Origin of the sequence: Streptomyces xiamenensis (assembly GCF_000993785.3) — a bacterium.
Lineage (GTDB): Bacteria > Actinomycetota > Actinomycetes > Streptomycetales > Streptomycetaceae > Streptomyces > Streptomyces xiamenensis.
In genome coordinates this window covers 386,306-404,387 of the sequence record NZ_CP009922.3, presented here as the reverse complement: position 1 = coordinate 404,387, position 18,082 = coordinate 386,306, and the positions used below count along the sequence as shown (strand labels likewise).

Here is an 18,082-nt window from a genome sequence, read left to right as displayed (position 1 = left end):
GATGAGACGCGGCAGACGACTCGCCATCGACGTCGGCGAGGCCCGGATCGGGGTCGCGAGCAGCGACCCCGACGGGCTGCTGGCGACCCCCGTGGAGACCGTCCCGGGGCGCGATGTGCCCGCCGCTCAGCGGCGGCTGGAACAACTGGTGGCGGAGTACGAGCCGCTGGAGGTCGTCATGGGCCTGCCCCGGTCCCTCGCCGGGGCGAGGGACCGGCGGCGGCCCGGGTGCGGGCCTTCGCGCAGGAGACGGCCCGGCGGATCGCGCCGGTGCCGGTGCGGCTGGTGGACGAGCGGATGAGCACGGTCACCGCCGCCCAGTCCATGCGGGCCTCCGGGGTGAACGCCAAGAAGGGCCGCTCGCGCATCGATCAGGCGGCGGCCGTGGTGATTCTGCAGAGCGCGCTGGAGACGGAGAGGGTGTCGGGCAGCCCGCCCGGGCAGTGCGTCGAAGTGGTTGTCTGATCGCGATACGGTAACGTTCCGCGCGACATGGCATGTCGTTCCACCAGGTCCCGCCGCGGCGGGATTACCGGGGATCTCACCCCCGCGGACGAATGGCTGCCGCCTGCGTCACAAGGGGATCGATGACTGAGTATGGCCGGGGGCCCGGCGCCCAAGGGTGGCAGCCCGAAGACCCGCTCTACGGAGACCAGGGCTGGGCCGAGGGGCAGGGCGCCCAGGGCGCCCCCCAGGGCCAGGGCGACCCTTATGGATCCTGGGACCAGTACGGCCAGCAGCAGTACCCGGAACAGCAGGCGTACGGGCAGCAGCAGGGCTACGGCCAGCAGCAGAACGACCCGTACCAGCAGCAGTACCCACAGCAGCAGCAACCTTACCCTCAGCAACAGCAGTTTCACCAGCAGCAGGGGCAACAGGACTACTACCAGCAGCCCGGCCAGAACCAGGGGTGGGACAACCAGGGCCAGTACTACGGCGATCCCTACGCCCAGCAGCAGGGCGGCGGTTACGACACCGGCGGCTACCAGGACCCGTACGGCGCTCAGCAGCAGGGATACCCGGCCGCTGACGCGTACCAGCAGCAGCAACCCCACCAGCAGCCGCAGCCGTACCAGAAGCCGCAGCAGCCGGAGCCCGCGACCCGGCAGCGCCGCCCCGAGCCGGAACCGGCCGGCGCCCCGGGACCCGACCCGGACACCGGCTGGGATCCGGGCCCCGACCAGGGCGAGGCCGACTTCTTCTCCCGCGCTGACGACGACGTCGACTGGGCCGACGAGGACGAGCCGCGCGGGCGGGAGCGGCGCGGCGGCAAGAGCAAGAAGAAGGCCAAGGACAAGGGGCGCAACGGCGCCGCCTGCCTGGTGGTCGCCGTGGTGCTCGTCGGCGGCCTGGGCGGCGCGGTGTACTTCGGTTACGACTTCTACCAGAGCCGCTTCGGCCCGGCTCCCGACTTCGCGGGGGAGGGCACCGGCGAGGTCCAGGTGACCATTCCCTCGGGCGCCTCGGTCTCCCAGATGGGCAACCTGCTGAAGGAGGCCGGCGTCGTCAAGAGTCACGACGCCTTCGTCTCCGCCGCGACCAAGGACGGGGTCGCCCCGATCCAGGCCGGTGTCTACACCCTGCGCCAGGAGATGTCGGCGGACGCCGCCGTGGCCCTGCTCACCGACCCGGCGCAGCTCAACACCCTCATCATCGCCGAGGGCATGCGGGCCTCCCAGATCTACACCGCCATCGACCTCAAGCTCGACCTGGAGGAGGGCAGCACCGAGGAGGCGGCGGAGAACGGCGACCTCGGTCTCCCCGACTGGGCCGAGGACGATGTCGAGGGTTTCCTCTTCCCCGCCCGCTACGACGTGGGGGACAGCACCACCCCGGAGTCCCTGCTGAGCGAGATGGTGGACCGGGCGGAGGCGGAGTTCGAGGAGATCGACCTGGAGGGGCAGGCCGAGGCCCTCGGATTCACCCCGCGCGAGGTCATCATCATCGCCTCCCTGGTGCAGGCGGAGGCGCAGCTGCCCGAGGAGTTCGGCAAGGTCTCCCGGGTCATCTACAACCGGCTGGAGATCGACCAGAAACTGGAATTCGACTCCACCATCAACTATGTGCGTGACGACCCGTCCCTGGACGTCTCCTTCGAGGACGTCAAGATGGAATCGCCGTACAACACGTACCAGGTGAAGGGCCTGCCGCCCGGTCCCATCAACAACCCGGGGCACCAGGCGTTCGAAGCGGCCTCCAACCCGACGGAGGGCACCTGGCTGTACTTCGTCACGGTCAAGCCCGGGGACACCCGCTTCGAGACGGACTTCGACAAACACGAGGAACACGTCAAGGACTTCAACGCGGAACAGGCCAGGAACCGCGAGAACAACGACTGATGACCACCGCACCGCACCACCGCAGGGCCGCCGTACTCGGCTCGCCCATCGCCCACTCGCTCTCCCCGGCACTGCACCGCGCCGCCTACGCGGCGCTCGGCCTGCCCGGCTGGAGCTACGACCGCTTCGAGCTGACCGAGGACGGCCTGCCCGCCTTCCTCGACGGCCTCGGCCCGGAGTGGGCCGGGCTCTCGCTGACCATGCCGCTCAAGCGAGCCGTCATCCCGCTGCTGGACGGGATCGGGGAGACCGCCGCCGCCGTGGAGGCGGTCAACACGGTCATCCTCGGCCCCGACGGGCACCGGCGGGGTGAGAACACCGATGTGCCGGGGCTGGTCGCCGCGCTGCGCGAACAGGGCGTCACCCGGGTGCCCCGGGCCGCCGTGCTCGGCGCCGGGGCCACCGCCTCCTCGGCTCTGGCCGCACTGGCGCAGCTGTGCGACGGTGAGGTCACGGCCTATGTACGCGGCCCCGAGCGTGCCGCCGAGATGCGCGGCTGGGGTGAGCGCCTGGGTGTCCCCGTCACCACCGCCGCCTGGGCGGACGCCGCGCGGGCGCTCGACGCCCCGCTGGTGATCGCCACCACCCCGGCCGGGGCCACGGACGCGCTCGCCGCCGCGGTGCCGGCCGCGCCCGGCATCCTCTTCGACGTGCTGTACGAACCCTGGCCCACCGCCCTGGCCGCCGCCTGGTCGGCCCGCGGCGGGCGGCTGCTGGGCGGGCTCGACCTGCTGGTGCATCAGGCGGTCCTCCAGGTCGAGGCGATGACCGGTGTGGCCCCGGCCCCGATCGAGGAGATGCGCGCGGCCGGCGAGGCCGCGCTCTCCTCGCGAGGGAACTGACCCCACCCCGGCCCGCTCCGGCCCACGTACTGGACGGGGCGGCGGCCCGTGCTGCCGGGCGTGGGAGGATCGGGGCAGCAGTTCAGCAGGGGTCGAGCACCGAAGGAGCACCGTTGAGCAGGTTGCGCTGGCTGACCGCGGGGGAGTCGCATGGCCCCGCCCTGGTCGCGACGTTGGAGGGGCTGCCGGCCGGGGTGCCGATCACCACGGAGATGGTGGCGGACGCGCTGGCGCGGCGGCGGCTCGGCTACGGGCGCGGCGCCCGGATGAAGTTCGAGCGCGACGAGGTCACCTTCCTCGGCGGGGTACGGCACGGCCTGACCCTCGGTTCCCCGGTGGCGATCATGGTCGGCAACACCGAGTGGCCCAAGTGGGAGAAGGTCATGGCGGCCGACCCGGTGGACCCGGCGGAGCTGGCCGATCTGGGCCGCGCCGCCCCGCTCACCCGCCCCCGCCCCGGCCACGCGGATCTGGCCGGCATGCAGAAGTACGGCTTCGACGAGGCCCGCCCGGTGCTGGAGCGCGCCTCCGCCCGGGAGACCGCGGCCCGCGTCGCGCTGGGCACCGTCGCCCGCTCCTACCTCAAGGAGACCGCCGGGATCGAGATCGTCTCGCACGTGGTGGGGCTCGGCGCCGCCGTCGCCCCCGCCGGTCCGGTTCCGGCCCCCGGCGACGTGGAGCGGCTGGACGCCGACCCGGTGCGCTGCCTGGACCCGCAGGCCAGTGCGGCGATGGTCGCCGAGATCGACCAGGCCCACAAGGACGGTGACACCCTGGGCGGCGTCGTCGAGGTCGTCGCCCACGGCGTCCCCGTGGGGCTCGGCTCCCACGTGCACTGGGACCGCCGCCTGGACGCCCGGCTCGCCGCCGCCCTGATGGGCATCCAGGCCATCAAGGGCGTGGAGGTCGGCGACGGCTTCGAGCTCGCCCGGGTGCCCGGATCGAAGGCCCACGACGAGATCGTGCCCACCCCCGAGGGCGTGCGCCGCTCCTCCGGCCGCTCCGGCGGCACCGAGGGCGGCCTGAGCACCGGTGAACTGCTGCGGGTCCGCGCCGCGATGAAGCCGATCGCCACGGTGCCGCGCGCCCTGGCCACCATCGACGTGACCACCGGCGAGGTGGCCGCCGCGCACCACCAGCGCTCGGACGTGTGCGCCGTGCCGGCCGCCGGCATCGTCGCCGAGGCCATGGTGGCGCTGGTGCTGGCGGACGCCGTCGCCGAGAAGTTCGGCGGCGACTCGGTCCCCGAGACCCGCCGCAACGTCACCGGCTACCTCGACCACCTGGGGATCCGGTGACCGCTCCCCGCGTGGTGCTGGTCGGTCCGCCCGGCAGCGGCAAGAGCACGGTGGGCGCGGTGCTCGCCGAACGGCTCGGCACCACCTTGCGGGACACCGACACCGACATCGAACAGGGCGCCGGGCGCGCCATCCCCGACATCTTCGTCGAGGACGGCGAGGCGCACTTCCGCGCCCTGGAGGCCGCCGCCGTACGGGCCGCGCTCAGTGGGCACGACGGCGTGGTGTCCCTGGGCGGCGGCGCCGTCCTGGACGCCGGCACCCGGGCGCTGCTGGCCCCGCTGCCGGTGGTCTTCCTCCAGGTCGCGCTGCCCGACGCGATCCGCCGGGTGGGCCTGGACTCGGCCCGCCCCCTGCTGGCCGTCAACCCCCGCCAGCAGTGGCGCGCGCTGATGGAGGCGCGCCTGCCGCTGTACGAGGAGGTGGCCTCCACGGTCATCGACACCGAGGGCCTGACACCGGAAGAGGTCGCCCAGGCGATCGTCGACGCGATGGAGCTGACCGCCGCATGACCACCCCCGAACCGACGCCGCCGACCCGGATCTCCGTCGCCGGCAGCGAGGGCACCGCCCCGTACGACGTGCTGGTGGGCCGGGCGCTGCTGGGTGAACTGCCCGCGCTGATCGGCCCGGCCGCCAAGCGGGTGGCCGTGCTGCACCCCGAGGCGCTGGCCTCCACCGGCGAGGTGCTGCGCGACGACCTGGCCGACCAGGGGTACGAGGCGATCGCCGTCCAGCTGCCGAACGGTGAGGAGGCCAAGACGGCCGAGGTCGCCGCCTACTGCTGGAAGGCTCTCGGCCAGACCGGCTTCACCCGTACCGATGTGATCGTCGGCGTGGGTGGCGGCGCCACCACCGATGTCGCCGGGTTCGTCGCCGCCAGCTGGCTGCGCGGGGTGCGCTGGGTGGCGGTGCCCACCACGGTGCTGGGCATGGTGGACGCCGCCGTGGGCGGCAAGACCGGCATCAACACCGCCGAGGGCAAGAACCTGGTCGGCGCCTTCCATCCGCCGGCCGGGGTGCTGTGCGACCTGGCGGCGCTGGAGTCGCTGCCGGTGCACGACTACGTCTCCGGGCTCGCCGAGATCATCAAGGCCGGGTTCATCGCCGACCCGGTCATCCTGGACCTGATCGAGGCCGACCCCGAGGCCGCCCGCAGCGCGGTCGGCCCGGCCACCGCCGAGCTGATCGAGCGGGCCATCCGGGTGAAGGCCGAGGTGGTCTCCGGCGATCTGAAGGAGTCCGGGCGCCGCGAGATCCTCAACTACGGGCACACCCTGGCGCACGCCATCGAGAAGAACGAGCGCTACAACTGGCGGCACGGCGCGGCTGTCGCCGTGGGCATGGTGTTCGCCGCCGAGCTGGGCCGGATCGCGGGCCGCCTGGACGACGCCACCGCGGACCGGCACCGCGCCATCCTGGAAGCGGTCGGACTGCCCGTGACCTACCGTGGCGACCAGTGGCCCAAGCTGGTGCAGACCATGCGGGTGGACAAGAAGACCCGGGGCGATCTGCTGCGTTTCATCGTGCTGGAGGGGCTGGCCAGGCCGGCCGTTCTGGAGGGCCCCGACCCGGCGATGCTGCTCGCCGCGCACGCGGAGATCGCCGCCTGACCACCCGGGGCGGCGGCTGTGGTACCCGCCACATCCGCCGCCCCGGAAACCGGGACAGACCCGGACCGTCCCCCGCGTACCGGCGCCGGGTCCGGTACCTCCCGGCACTCCACGGCCCCATCACGCGTTCCCCGGGCGTCACCCTGGCCGGGTACGGTGTGTCACCGACCGGCAAAGCCGCGCGGAACTGACTGCCGTGCCCTCAGACATCGGAGTGGAAGCCGGATGCATCAACCCGGGATGCCCCTGCCGCCGCCCGCCCCGTTCGACGGCGGAACGGGTGGCGGGATCCAGCTGCCGGCGGGCACCGCGGTGCCCGCCCCGCCGCCCGCCACCGCCCCCCTGCACCCCGATGTCTCGCACACCGGGGTGGCCGTACTGCTGATCGGTCCGGCCGGCGCGGGCAAGACCACCGTCGCCCGCTACTGGGCCGACCGCCGCCCGGTGCCCACCGCCAGCATCAGCCTGGACGATGTGCGTGAGTGGGTGCGCGCCGGGTTCGCCGATCCGCGCGCCGGGTGGGACGACCGTTCCGAGGCCCAGTACCGGCTGGCCCGCCGCACCTGTGGCTTCGCCGCCCGCAACTATCTGGCCAACGGCATCTCCTGCATCCTGGACGACGCGGTCTTCCCGGACCGCCCCGCCGTCGGCCTCGGCGGCTGGAAGCGGCACGTGGGCCCGGGGCTGATCCCCATCGTGCTGCTGCCGGGCCTGGATGTCGTGCTGGAACGCAACGCGGCCCGCAGCGGCACCCGGCGGCTGTCCGACGAGGAGGTCGCGACCATCCACGGCCGGATGGCCGGCTGGTACGGCTCGGGGCTGCCGATCATCGACAACTCCCGGCACGACGTGGCCACCACCGCCCGGATGCTGGACGAGGCGGTGGCCCGCAGCCTGTCCAGCCCGCCTGCCTGGTGAGGGCCTCGCCCGGCGCCGCGTGACGCACCGGCGCCACGTTAGGACGTGTTGAAGGCGCCTGGCGGCGCTGTGCTGCGTAGGCTCGGTCCATGTCCGAGGTACATGCCGCCCGGCGCTCCCGGCTGCGGGCCCGCTGCTCGGCTGCCGGCAGCACCGCCCTGGTCGTCTCCCGCCCCGCCAATGTCCGTTATCTGGTCGGCGCCGCCCCCGCCGACGCGGTCCTGCTGGTGGGCCGGTTGGGGGACGATGTCCTGCTCAGCCACTGGGAGGCGGCCGACGCCATCGCCGACCCACGCCCCGCCGACGCGGAGGGGATGCGCACCGAGGTGCTGCACGGGGAGAGCGATCCGGCGACCGCCGCCGTCGCGATGGCGATGAAGGCCGGTGCCGATGCCGTGGCCGTCGAGGAACATCATCTGACCGTCTCCCGCCACCGGGCGCTGGCCGCCGGCGCCCCCGGGGTGCGGCTGACCGATCTGGGCCGGGCCGTGGAGGACCAGCGGCTGGTCAAGGACGAGGACGAGATCTCGTCCCTGCGGATCGCCGCCGAGATCACCGACCGGGCGCTGGGGGAGTTGCTGGAGTCGATCCTGGTGGGCCGCACCGAGCGGCACCTGGCGCTGGAGCTGGAGCGGCGGCTGGTGGACCACGGCGCGGACGGCCCGGCCTTCCCCACGTCGGTGGCCACCGGCACCCACTCCGGGGTGGCCGGGCACCGGCCCACCGACCGGCGGGTGGAGGAGGGCGATTTCCTGTCGGTGTGCCTGGGGGCCAGGTTCCGCGGCTACCGCTGCCGGATCGGCCGTACCTTCGTGATCGGCTCCAGCCCGGCCGACTGGCAGATCGAGCTGTACGACCTGGTGTTCTCCGCGCAGCGGGCGGCCCGGGAGTCCCTGGAACCGGGCACCGAGTACCGCGCGGTGGACCGGGCGGCGCGTACGGTGCTGGAGGCGGCGGGCCACGGTTCGGCGCTGGGACCGGCCACCGGGCACGGGGTGGGACTGGAAATCGGGGAGGACCCACGGCTGTCCCCGGCCGCCATGGGTAGACTGGGCCCTTGTGTGCCGGTCACCGTCGAGCCGGGAGTACACCTCCCGGGCCGGGGCGGAGTCCGGATCGATGACACGCTCGTCGTTCGCTCCCCGGCGGACGGCGGTCCTGAGCTACTTACCATCACGACCAAGGAACTCCTCGCTCTGTGACCGGCTTCGCCCGGCGCACGGGGGTTCCTCCGGTCCCCCCAGCAGCAGTCTGTAGGAGATTCCGCGACCGTGGCCACCACGAACGACCTCAAGAACGGCCTCGTGCTCAAGCTCGACGGCGGACAGTTGTGGTCCGTAGTCGAGTTCCAGCACGTCAAGCCCGGCAAGGGCGGCGCCTTTGTGCGCACCAAGCTGAAGAACGTGCTCTCCGGCAAGGTCGTCGACAAGACCTTCAACGCCGGCACCAAGGTCGAGACCGCCACCGTCGACCGTCGGGGGATGCAGTTCTCCTACAAGGACGGCACCGACTTCGTCTTCATGGACACCGAGACCTTCGAGCAGCTGCCGATCGACCCCAAGACGGTGGGCGAGGCGGCCAACTTCCTGCTGGAGGGCTTCGAGGCCACCGTGGCCATCTACGAGGGCACTCCGCTGTTCGTGGAGCTGCCGGCCTCGGTCGAGCTGACCATCGAGTACACCGAGCCCGGTGTCCAGGGCGATCGCTCCACCGGCGGCACCAAGCCCGCCAAGCTGGAGACCGGCTACGAGATCGGCGTCCCGCTGTTCATCACCACGGGCGAGAAGATCAAGGTCGACACCCGCTCCGGTGAATACCTCGGCCGGGTGAACAGCTGACGTGTCCGCGCGCAGCAAGGCACGGCAGCGGGCGCTCCAGATCCTTTTCGAGGCGGATCAGCGCGCTGCCGACCCCACCGATGTCCTGGCCGAGTGGACGCGCAAGGCCCTGAGCGATCAGGCGAATCCGCAGGTCAATCCGTACACCAGGGAGCTGGTGGAGGGGTTTTCGGAGCGGGCGGAGCGGATCGACGAACTGCTGGCGCAGTACACGATCGGCTGGCCGCTGGACCGGATGCCGGCCGTGGACCGCAACATTCTGCGGCTGAGCGCCTTCGAGCTCATCTGGCGGGACGATGTGCCCGATCCTGTGGTGCTCGACGAGGCCGTGCAGCTGGCCCGGGAGTTCTCCACCGATGATTCGCCGGCCTTCGTGAACGGCCTGCTGGGACGGCTCAAGGAGCTGAAGCCCTCTTTGCGGCGCTGAGGCGCCACGGCAGGGGCGGGCGGCGGGCCATGTGTGGCCGGCCGCCCGCCCCTGTGCCGTACGCCGCTCCGGGCGGCGCACTGCCGATGCGACGCGCGTTGCGTACGCCCCGGGTCAGCTCTCCTCGGCCTGCACCGCACGGCGGGCGTCGGCGCCCAGCACACCCCAGCTGATCAGCTGTTCGGTCAGCACCGAGGGGGACTGGTCGTAGATCACCGCGAGGGTGCGCAGGTCGTCCTGGCGGATCGAGAGCACCTTGCCGTTGTAGTCACCGCGCTGGCTCTGGATGGTGGCGGTGTAGCGCTGCAGCGGACCGGCCTTCTCGCTGGGCAGCGTGGCGAGCCGCTCCAGGTCGAGGACCAGCTTCGGCGGCGGCTCGGCGGCCCCGCCGGGCGTGGTGCCGGGCAGCAGTTCCTGGACCGGCACGCCGTAGAAGTCCGCCAGCTCCGCGAGGCGCTGCACGGTCACCGCGCGGTCACCGCGCTCGTACGAGCCGACCACGACCGCCTTCCAGCGGCCCTGGGACTTCTCCTCGACCCCATGGAGCGACAGACCCTGCTGGGTACGGATGGCGCGGAGCTTGGCTCCGAGCTGTTTGGCGTATTCGCTGGACATGTGTCTCCCCGGACGGCGGTTTTGTTACTCAGTGTGAGGTTACGCAGCGTGATATCTCTCGTCAAGCCGGACCGGCTTCCTCCTCTCTGACCTGGGGCGATGCGGAGCGTATCGAGTGCCCTGCTATGGTTCATTCGAACACCAGACGTCCTTTAAGGCCCGTCCCGTGAGGCGGGGAAGGAGGTCCGTTTCGTATGGACACCCAAGAACCACCGCCGGCCCGCTCCGTCCTGGAAGCGCCGGACATCGCGCGGGCACTGACCCGCATCGCCCACGAGATCGTCGAACGCGCCAAAGGCGCCGACGACGTGGTGCTGCTGGGCATCCCCACCCGAGGGGTCTATCTGGCCCACCGGCTGACCGCCCGGCTCGCCGAGATCACCGGACACCCGGTGCCCGTGGGCTCCCTGGACATCACCATGTACCGCGACGACCTGCGGCTGCGCCCGGCCCGCGCCCTGGCGCGCACCGAGATCCCCGGCGCCGGCATCGACGGCGCGCTGGTCGTCCTGGTCGACGACGTGCTCTTCTCCGGCCGCACCATCCGGGCCGCCCTCGACGCCCTGGGCGACATCGGCCGCCCGCGCGCCGTCCAGCTGGCGGTCCTGGTCGACCGGGGGCACCGCGAGCTGCCGATCCGCGCCGACTACGTCGGCAAGAACATTCCCACCTCCCTGCGGGAGACGGTCAAGGTCCAGCTCACCGAGGAGGACGGCCGCGACGGCGTGCTCCTGGGCGTACGCGAGGACGCCTCCGCCGCCGAGCGGTAGCGCGTCCCGTACGGCCCGGCCCCCCACCCGGCCCGGCCGTGCCCGCGCCTGCCCGCACGCCCTCAGCTCCCCTTCACCTCTGGGAAGGCAATGATGAAGCGCCATCTCATCTCGGCCACCGACCTCAGCCGTGACGACGCCGTCCTCGTCCTCGACACCGCCGAGGAAATGGCCAGGATCGCCGACCGGCCGATCAAGAAACTGCCCACCCTGCGCGGCCGCACGGTCGTCAACCTCTTCTTCGAGGACTCCACCCGGACCCGGATCTCCTTCGAAGCGGCCGCCAAGCGGCTCTCCGCCGATGTGATCAACTTCTCGGCCAAGGGCTCCTCGGTCTCCAAGGGCGAATCCCTCAAGGACACCGCCCTCACCCTCCAGGCGATGGGCGCCGACGCCGTCGTCATCCGGCACCACGACTCCGGCGCCCCGCACCGGCTCGCCACCTCGGGCTGGATCGGCGGCTCGGTGGTCAACGCGGGCGACGGCACCCACGAACACCCCACCCAGGCGCTGCTGGACGCCTTCACCATCCGGCGCCGGCTGGCCGCCGACGGGCAGGGCCTGGGCACCGACCTCGCCGGCCGCCGGGTCACCGTCGTCGGCGACATCCTGCACTCCCGGGTGGCCCGCTCCAACGTCCAGCTGCTGCACACGCTCGGCGCCGAGGTGACCGTCGTCGCCCCGCCCACCCTGGTGCCCATCGGCGTCGAACACTGGCCCTGCGCCGTCTCCTACGACCTGGACGCGGTCCTGCCCAAGTCCGACGCCGTCATGATGCTGCGCGTCCAGCGCGAACGGATGAACGCCGCCTACTTCCCGACCGAGCGCGAGTACGCCCGCCGCTACGGCCTGGACGGCGACCGCATGTCCCGGATGCCGGGCCACGCCATCGTCATGCACCCCGGCCCGATGAACCGGGGCATGGAGATCACCGCCGAGGTCGCCGACTCCCCCCGCTGCACCGCCGTCGAGCAGGTCACCAACGGCGTCAGCATCCGCATGGCCGTCCTGTACCTGCTGCTCGGCGGTGCCGAGCCCGCCGCCACCAAGGAAACCCATGAGTGAGACCACAACCCACCGGCGCACCCTGATCAAGGGCGCCAGGATCCTCGGCGGACGGCCGCAGGACCTGCTGATCGACAACGGCGTCATCGCCGAGATCGGCACCGGCGTCCCCGCCGCGGGCGCCACCGTGATCGACGCGGACGGCAGCATCGCGCTGCCCGGCCTCGTCGATCTCCACACCCACCTGCGCGAGCCCGGCCGTGAGGACTCCGAGACCGTCCTCACCGGCACCCGGGCCGCCGCCGCCGGCGGCTACACCGCCGTGCACGCCATGGCCAACACCTTCCCCGTCGCCGACACCGCCGGCGTCGTGGAGCAGGTGTGGCGCCTGGGCCGCGAGTCCGGCTACTGCGACGTCCAGCCCATCGGGGCCGTCACCGTCGGCCTGGGCGGCAAGCAGCTCGCCGAGCTGGGCGCCATGCACGACAGCGCGGCCGGCGTCACCGTCTTCTCCGACGACGGCAAGTGCGTGGACGACGCCGTGATCATGCGCCGTGCCCTGGAGTACGTGAAGGCGTTCGACGGCGTGATCGCCCAGCACGCCCAGGAACCCCGGCTCACCGAGGGCGCCCAGATGAACGAGGGCACCGTCTCCGCCGAACTGGGACTGACCGGCTGGCCGGCCGTCGCCGAGGAATCGATCATCGCCCGCGACATCCTGCTCGCCGCCCACGTCGGCTCCCGGCTGCACATCTGCCACCTGTCCACCGCCGGCTCCGTGGAGCTGGTGCGCTGGGCCAAGTCCAAGGGCTGGCGCGTCACCGCCGAGGTCACCCCGCACCACCTGCTGCTCACCGACGAGCTGGTGCGCTCCTACGACCCGGTCTACAAGGTCAACCCGCCGCTGCGCACCGAGACCGACGTGCTGGCGCTGCGCGAGGCACTCGCGGACGGCACCATCGACATTGTGGCCACCGATCACGCCCCGCACCCCCACGAGGACAAGGACTGCGAGTGGGGTGCCGCCGCCATGGGGATGATCGGCCTGGAGACGGCGCTCTCCGTGGTCCAGCAGACCATGGTCGACACCGGACTCATGGACTGGGCCAAGGTCGCCGACCGGATGTCGTACGCGCCCGCCGCCATCGGCCGCCTCGCCGGACACGGCCGCCCGCTCGCTGTGGGGGAGCCCGCCAACCTGACCCTGCTCGACCCGGCATACCGTTCGGTGGTGGACCCCGCGGGATTCGTCTCCCGCAGCCGGAACACCCCCTACCGGGGGCGTGAGCTGCCGGGCCGGGTGACGCACACCTTCCTGCGGGGCCGGGCAACGGTCACGGACGGGAATCTCACATGAGTCACAACTTCACGGCGCACCTGATCGCACTCGCCGACGACGGCGTCGAACGCAAGTCGGCCGAGGTCACCGACTGGGCCGCGCGCATCGGCTGGGTCGTGGGCCTGCTGCTGCTCGTCGCCCTCGTCTACTGGCTGATGCGCGAGGGCTGGAAGTGGCGCGGCAGCCTCCAGGGCGACCTGCCCGAGCTGCCCGCGCTGCCCACCGCCCCCGGCGAGCCCCGGCTGCGGATGGCCGGCCGCTACCACGGCTCCACCACCGCCGGACAGTGGCTGGACCGCATCGTCGCGCACGGCCTGGGCGCCCGCAGCCGCGCCGAGCTGACCCTCACCGACGAGGGCATCGCCGTGGTGCGCCCCGGAGCCCCCGATTTCCTGATCCCGGCCGAGCGCGTCCGCGAGGCCCGGCTCGACAAGGGCATCGCCGGCAAGGTCCTCACCGAGGGCGGACTGCTGGTGATCACCTGGGAGCACGGCGACCGCCTGCTGGACTCCGGCTTCCGGTCCGACCGCGCCGAGGAGCACGCCGCCTGGATCCAGGCCCTGGGCCCCGCCGCCACCACGGCCGCCGCCCCGCACACCCCCGAAGAAGGTGCCGCATGACCACCGCCACCACCCGCACCCACCCCGCCGTACTCGTTCTGGAGGACGGCCGCACCTTCCGCGGCCGCAGCTACGGGGCGGTTGGCCAGACCCTCGGCGAGGCCGTCTTCTCCACCGGCATGACCGGCTACCAGGAGACCCTCACCGACCCCTCGTACCACCGCCAGGTTGTCGTCATGACCGCCCCGCACATCGGCAACACCGGCGTCAACGACGAGGACCCCGAATCGGGCCGGATCTGGGTCGCCGGCTACGTCGTCCGCGACCCCGCCCGGATCCCCTCCAACTGGCGCTCCGCCCGCACCCTGGACGACGAACTCACCGCCCAGGGCGTGGTGGGCATCAGCGGCATCGACACCCGCGCCCTCACCCGCCACCTGCGGGAACGCGGCGCCATGCGGGTCGGCATCTTCTCCGGCGACGCGCTCGCCGCCGAGGACGAACTCCTCACCCGGGTCCAGGCCGCCCCCCAGATGAGCGGCGCCGACCTGGCCGCCGAGGTCGCCACCACCGAGCCGTACACCGTGCCGGCCCAGGGCGCGCGCCGCTTCACCGTGGCCGCCGTGGACCTCGGCATCAAGGGCATGACCCCCCACCGGATGGCCGAGCGCGGCATCGAGGTGCACGTGCTGCCGGCCACCGCCACCGTCGAGGAGATCTACGCCACCGCACCGGACGGCGTCTTCTTCTCCAACGGACCCGGCGACCCGGCCACCGCCGACCACGCCGTGGCCCTCATGCGCGGCGTCCTGGAACGCGGCACCCCGCTGTTCGGCATCTGCTTCGGCAACCAGATCCTGGGCCGCGCCCTGGGCTTCGGCACCTACAAGCTCAAGTACGGCCACCGGGGCATCAACCAGCCGGTCAAGGACCGTGCCACCGGCAAGGTCGAGGTCACCGCCCACAACCACGGGTTCGCCGTCGACGCCCCGCTCGACACCGTCTCCGACACCCCCTTCGGCCGCGCCGAGGTCTCCCACGTCTGCCTCAACGACAACGTCGTCGAAGGGCTGCGACTGCTCGACCGGCCGGCCTTCAGCGTCCAGTACCACCCCGAAGCGGCAGCCGGCCCGCACGACGCCGCCTACCTGTTCGACCGCTTCGTCTCCCTGATGGAGGACCAGCGTGCCTAAGCGCACCGACATCCAGTCCGTCCTGGTCATCGGATCCGGTCCGATCGTCATCGGACAGGCCGCCGAGTTCGACTACTCGGGCACCCAGGCATGCCGCGTGCTGAAGTCCGAGGGACTGCGCGTCATCCTCGTCAACTCCAATCCGGCCACGATCATGACCGACCCGGAGATCGCCGACGCCACCTACGTCGAGCCGATCACCCCGGAGTACGTAGAGAAGATCATCGACAAGGAGCGGCCCGACGCGCTGCTCCCCACCCTCGGCGGCCAGACCGCCCTCAACACCGCCATCGCCCTGCACGGCGCCGGCACCCTGGACCGGTACGGCGTGGAGCTGATCGGCGCCAACGTCGAGGCCATCAACAAGGGCGAGGACCGCGAGCTGTTCAAGGGCGTGGTCGAGGCGGTACGGGAGAAGATCGGCCACGGCGAATCCGCCCGTTCCGTCATCTGCCACTCGATGGCCGAGGTGCTCGCCGGCGTCCCCGCCCTCGGCGGCTACCCCGTCGTGGTCCGCCCCTCCTTCACCATGGGCGGTGCCGGCTCCGGCTTCGCGCACGACGAGGAGGAGCTGCGCCGCATCGCCGGCCAGGGCCTGGCCCTGTCGCCCACCACCGAGGTGCTCCTGGAGGAGTCCATCCTGGGGTGGAAGGAGTACGAGCTGGAGCTGATGCGCGACCGCGCCGACAACGTGGTCGTGGTGTGCTCCATCGAGAACCTCGACCCGATGGGCGTGCACACCGGCGACTCCATCACCGTCGCCCCCGCCATGACCCTCACCGACCGCGAGTACCAGATCCTGCGGGACATCGGTATCGCCGTCATCCGCGAGGTCGGCGTCGACACCGGCGGCTGCAACATCCAGTTCGCCGTCAACCCCGAGGACGGCCGCGTCGTCGTCATCGAGATGAACCCCCGGGTCTCGCGCTCCTCCGCGCTCGCCTCCAAGGCCACCGGCTTCCCGATCGCCAAGATCGCCGCCCGGCTCGCCATCGGCTACACGCTGGACGAGATCCCCAACGACATCACCGAGCAGACCCCGGCCTCCTTCGAGCCCACCCTCGACTACGTGGTGGTCAAGGTCCCGCGGTTCGCCTTCGAGAAGTTCCCGGCCGCCGACTCCTCCCTCACCACCACCATGAAGTCGGTGGGCGAGGCCATGGCCATCGGCCGCAACTTCACCGAGGCGCTCAACAAGGCGCTGCGCTCCCTGGAGAAGAAGGACTCCCAGTTCGACTTCAGCGGTGAGCCGGGCGACAAGGCGGAGCTGCTGGTGCGCGCCCAGATGCCCACCGACGGCCGGCTGAACACCGTGATGGCCGCCATCCGGGCCGGCGCCACCCCCGAAGAGGTCTTCGACGCCACCAAGATCGACCCCTGGTTCGTCGACCAGCTGTTCCTGGTCGCGGAGATCGCCGGGGAGATCGCCGCCGCCGAACTCCTGGACGCCGACCTGCTGGCTCACGCCAAGCGGCACGGCTTCTCCGACGCCCAGATCGCCGGCATCCGCGGCCTGCGCGAGGACGTGGTGCGCGAGGTGCGGCACGCCCTGGGCGTACGCCCCGTCTACAAGACCGTGGACACCTGCGCCGCCGAGTTCGCCGCCCGCACCCCGTACCTCTACTCCTCCTACGACGAGGAGAGCGAGGTCGGCCCGCGCACCAAGCCCGCCGTGATCATCCTGGGCTCCGGGCCCAACCGCATCGGCCAGGGCATCGAGTTCGACTACTCCTGTGTGCACGCCTCCTTCGCGCTCAGCGAGGCCGGCTACGAGACCGTCATGGTCAACTGCAACCCCGAGACCGTCTCCACCGACTACGACACCTCCGACCGGCTCTACTTCGAGCCGCTCACCCTGGAGGACGTCCTGGAGATCGTGCACGCCGAACAGCAGGCGGGACCGCTGGCCGGCGTCATCGTCCAGCTCGGCGGCCAGACCCCGCTCGGCCTGGCCCAGGCCCTGAAGGACAACGGCGTCCCGATCGTCGGCACCTCGCCCGAGGCCATCAACCTCGCCGAGGAACGCGGCCACTTCGGCCGCGTCCTGGAGGCCGCCGGACTGCCCGCGCCCAAGTACGGCACCGCCCACTCCTTCGAAGAGGCCCGCACCATCGCCGCCGGCATCGGCTACCCCGTGATGGTCCGCCCCAGCTACGTGCTCGGCGGACGCGGCATGCAGATCGTCTACGACGAGCCCTCGCTCGCCGACTACCTCCAGCGGCACGCCGGGCTGATCTCCGAACACCCGGTGCTCATCGACCGCTTCCTCGACGACGCCATCGAGATCGACGTCGACGCCCTCTACGACGGCCAGGAGCTCTACCTGGGCGGCGTCATGGAGCACATCGAGGAAGCCGGTATCCACTCCGGCGACTCCGCCTGCGCCCTGCCGCCCATCACCCTGGGCGGCCACGACATCAAGCGGCTGCGTGCCTCCACCGAGGCCATCGCCGCCGGGGTCGGGGTCCGCGGACTGATCAACATCCAGTTCGCGCTCTCCGGCGACATCCTCTACGTGCTGGAGGCCAACCCCCGCGCCTCCCGCACCGTTCCCTTCACCTCCAAGGCCACCGCGGTCCCGCTGGCCAAGGCCGCCGCCCGCATCTCGCTCGGCGCCACCGTCGCCGAACTGCGCGCCGAGGGCCTGCTGCCCGCCCACGGCGACGGCGGCACCCTGCCGATGGACGCGCCCATCTCGGTCAAGGAAGCCGTGATGCCCTGGTCGCGCTTCCGCGACGTGCACGGCCGCGGCGTGGACACCGTGCTCGGGCCCGAGATGCGCTCCACCGGCGAGGTCATGGGCATCGACTCGGTGTTCGGCACCGCCTACGCCAAGTCCCAGGCCGGCGCCTACGGAGCGCTGCCCACCAAGGGCCGGGCGTTCATCTCCATCGCCAACCGCGACAAGCGGGCCATGATCTTCCCGGCCCGCGCCCTGGTCGAGCACGGCTTCGAACTGCTCGCCACCTCGGGCACCGCGGAGGTGCTGCGCCGCAACGGCATCGAGGCCACCGTGGTGCGCAAGCAGAGCGAGGGCGAAGGCCCGAACGGTGAGCGGACCATCGTCCAGCTCATCCACGACGGACACGTCGACCTGATCGTCAACACCCCCTACGGCACCGGCGGCCGGCTGGACGGCTACGACATCCGTACGGCGGCCGTGGCGCGCGCCGTGCCCTGCCTCACCACCGTGCAGGCGCTGGCCGCCGCCGTCCAGGGCATCGACGCCCTGCGCCACGGCGATGTCGGCGTCCGCTCGCTCCAGGACCACGCCCGGCACCTGATCAGTGCCAGGGAAGCCGCCGGCGAGGGGGCGGGCGCCTGAC

Annotated in this window: 15 protein-coding genes and 2 pseudogenes; 16 read left to right on the top strand and 1 reads right to left on the bottom strand. The window is 72.0% G+C overall.

Features of this window, described 5'->3' with window-relative positions; translation table 11 throughout:
* Position 1 precedes the first annotated feature (1 nt).
* The 10 genes and pseudogenes from ruvX (at position 2) to nusB (ending at position 9,274) form a co-directional block, all read left to right on the top strand.
* Positions 2-465: pseudogene (ruvX, locus tag SXIM_RS01745) on the top strand (Holliday junction resolvase RuvX).
* A gap of 122 nt (positions 466-587) precedes the next feature.
* Positions 588-2,339: an endolytic transglycosylase MltG gene (gene mltG, locus SXIM_RS01740; RefSeq protein ID WP_046722734.1), complete on the top strand. Its 1,752-nt coding sequence runs from the start codon at positions 588-590 to the stop codon at positions 2,337-2,339.
* Entirely contained in the window at positions 2,339-3,181 is an 843-nt protein-coding gene (locus tag SXIM_RS01735; protein WP_030727094.1) for a shikimate dehydrogenase, read from the top strand. The genes mltG and SXIM_RS01735 overlap by 1 nt, the downstream gene beginning before the upstream one ends.
* Positions 3,182-3,294: 113 nt before the next feature.
* Entirely contained in the window at positions 3,295-4,479 is a 1,185-nt protein-coding gene (gene aroC / locus SXIM_RS01730; RefSeq protein ID WP_030727091.1) for a chorismate synthase, read from the top strand.
* Complete coding sequence (locus SXIM_RS01725) at positions 4,476-4,991, top strand: shikimate kinase (RefSeq protein ID WP_030727088.1); 516 nt, start codon at positions 4,476-4,478, stop codon at positions 4,989-4,991. The genes aroC and SXIM_RS01725 overlap by 4 nt, the downstream gene beginning before the upstream one ends.
* Complete coding sequence (aroB, locus tag SXIM_RS01720) at positions 4,988-6,091, top strand: 3-dehydroquinate synthase (protein ID WP_030727085.1); 1,104 nt, start codon at positions 4,988-4,990, stop codon at positions 6,089-6,091. Before SXIM_RS01725 ends, aroB begins: the two co-directional genes overlap by 4 nt.
* Positions 6,092-6,107: 16 nt before the next feature.
* Positions 6,108-7,009: pseudogene (locus SXIM_RS01715) on the top strand (AAA family ATPase).
* Positions 7,010-7,098: 89 nt separating this feature from the next.
* Complete coding sequence (locus SXIM_RS01710; RefSeq protein WP_046722733.1) at positions 7,099-8,211, top strand: aminopeptidase P family protein; 1,113 nt, start codon at positions 7,099-7,101, stop codon at positions 8,209-8,211.
* A 69-nt stretch (positions 8,212-8,280) separates the two neighbouring features.
* Positions 8,281-8,847: an elongation factor P gene (gene efp / locus SXIM_RS01705; RefSeq protein WP_030727075.1), complete on the top strand. Its 567-nt coding sequence runs from the start codon at positions 8,281-8,283 to the stop codon at positions 8,845-8,847.
* 1 nt (position 8,848) lies between these two features.
* Positions 8,849-9,274, top strand: coding sequence for a transcription antitermination factor NusB (nusB, locus tag SXIM_RS01700; protein WP_030727072.1), 426 nt, complete (start codon positions 8,849-8,851; stop codon positions 9,272-9,274).
* Positions 9,275-9,388: 114 nt separating this feature from the next.
* On the opposite strand, the gene bldD is transcribed toward nusB, so the two are convergent.
* Positions 9,389-9,889 carry a transcriptional regulator BldD gene (gene bldD / locus SXIM_RS01695; protein ID WP_019434753.1) on the bottom strand — a complete coding sequence of 167 codons (501 nt, stop codon included), beginning with the start codon at positions 9,887-9,889 and terminating at the stop codon, positions 9,389-9,391.
* A 194-nt stretch (positions 9,890-10,083) separates the two neighbouring features.
* On the opposite strand from bldD, the gene pyrR reads away from it, so the two are divergent.
* The 6 genes from pyrR to carB all read left to right on the top strand — a co-directional run bounded on the left by pyrR (position 10,084) and on the right by carB (position 18,081).
* A complete protein-coding gene (pyrR, locus tag SXIM_RS01690) occupies positions 10,084-10,659 on the top strand; it encodes a bifunctional pyr operon transcriptional regulator/uracil phosphoribosyltransferase PyrR (protein WP_030727069.1) in 576 nt (191 codons plus the stop codon).
* Positions 10,660-10,752: 93 nt separating this feature from the next.
* Positions 10,753-11,724, top strand: coding sequence for an aspartate carbamoyltransferase catalytic subunit (locus SXIM_RS01685; protein WP_030727066.1), 972 nt, complete (start codon positions 10,753-10,755; stop codon positions 11,722-11,724).
* On the top strand, positions 11,717-13,021 hold the full coding sequence (locus SXIM_RS01680) for a dihydroorotase (RefSeq protein WP_046722730.1): 1,305 nt from the start codon (positions 11,717-11,719) through the stop codon (positions 13,019-13,021). The genes SXIM_RS01685 and SXIM_RS01680 overlap by 8 nt, the downstream gene beginning before the upstream one ends.
* Complete coding sequence (locus SXIM_RS01675; RefSeq protein WP_030727060.1) at positions 13,018-13,623, top strand: PH-like domain-containing protein; 606 nt, start codon at positions 13,018-13,020, stop codon at positions 13,621-13,623. The genes SXIM_RS01680 and SXIM_RS01675 overlap by 4 nt, the downstream gene beginning before the upstream one ends.
* Complete coding sequence (gene carA / locus SXIM_RS01670; RefSeq protein ID WP_030727058.1) at positions 13,620-14,756, top strand: glutamine-hydrolyzing carbamoyl-phosphate synthase small subunit; 1,137 nt, start codon at positions 13,620-13,622, stop codon at positions 14,754-14,756. Before SXIM_RS01675 ends, carA begins: the two co-directional genes overlap by 4 nt.
* On the top strand, positions 14,749-18,081 hold the full coding sequence (gene carB / locus SXIM_RS01665; RefSeq protein WP_046722729.1) for a carbamoyl-phosphate synthase large subunit: 3,333 nt from the start codon (positions 14,749-14,751) through the stop codon (positions 18,079-18,081). The genes carA and carB overlap by 8 nt, the downstream gene beginning before the upstream one ends.
* The last annotated feature ends 1 nt before the right edge of the window (position 18,082 follow it).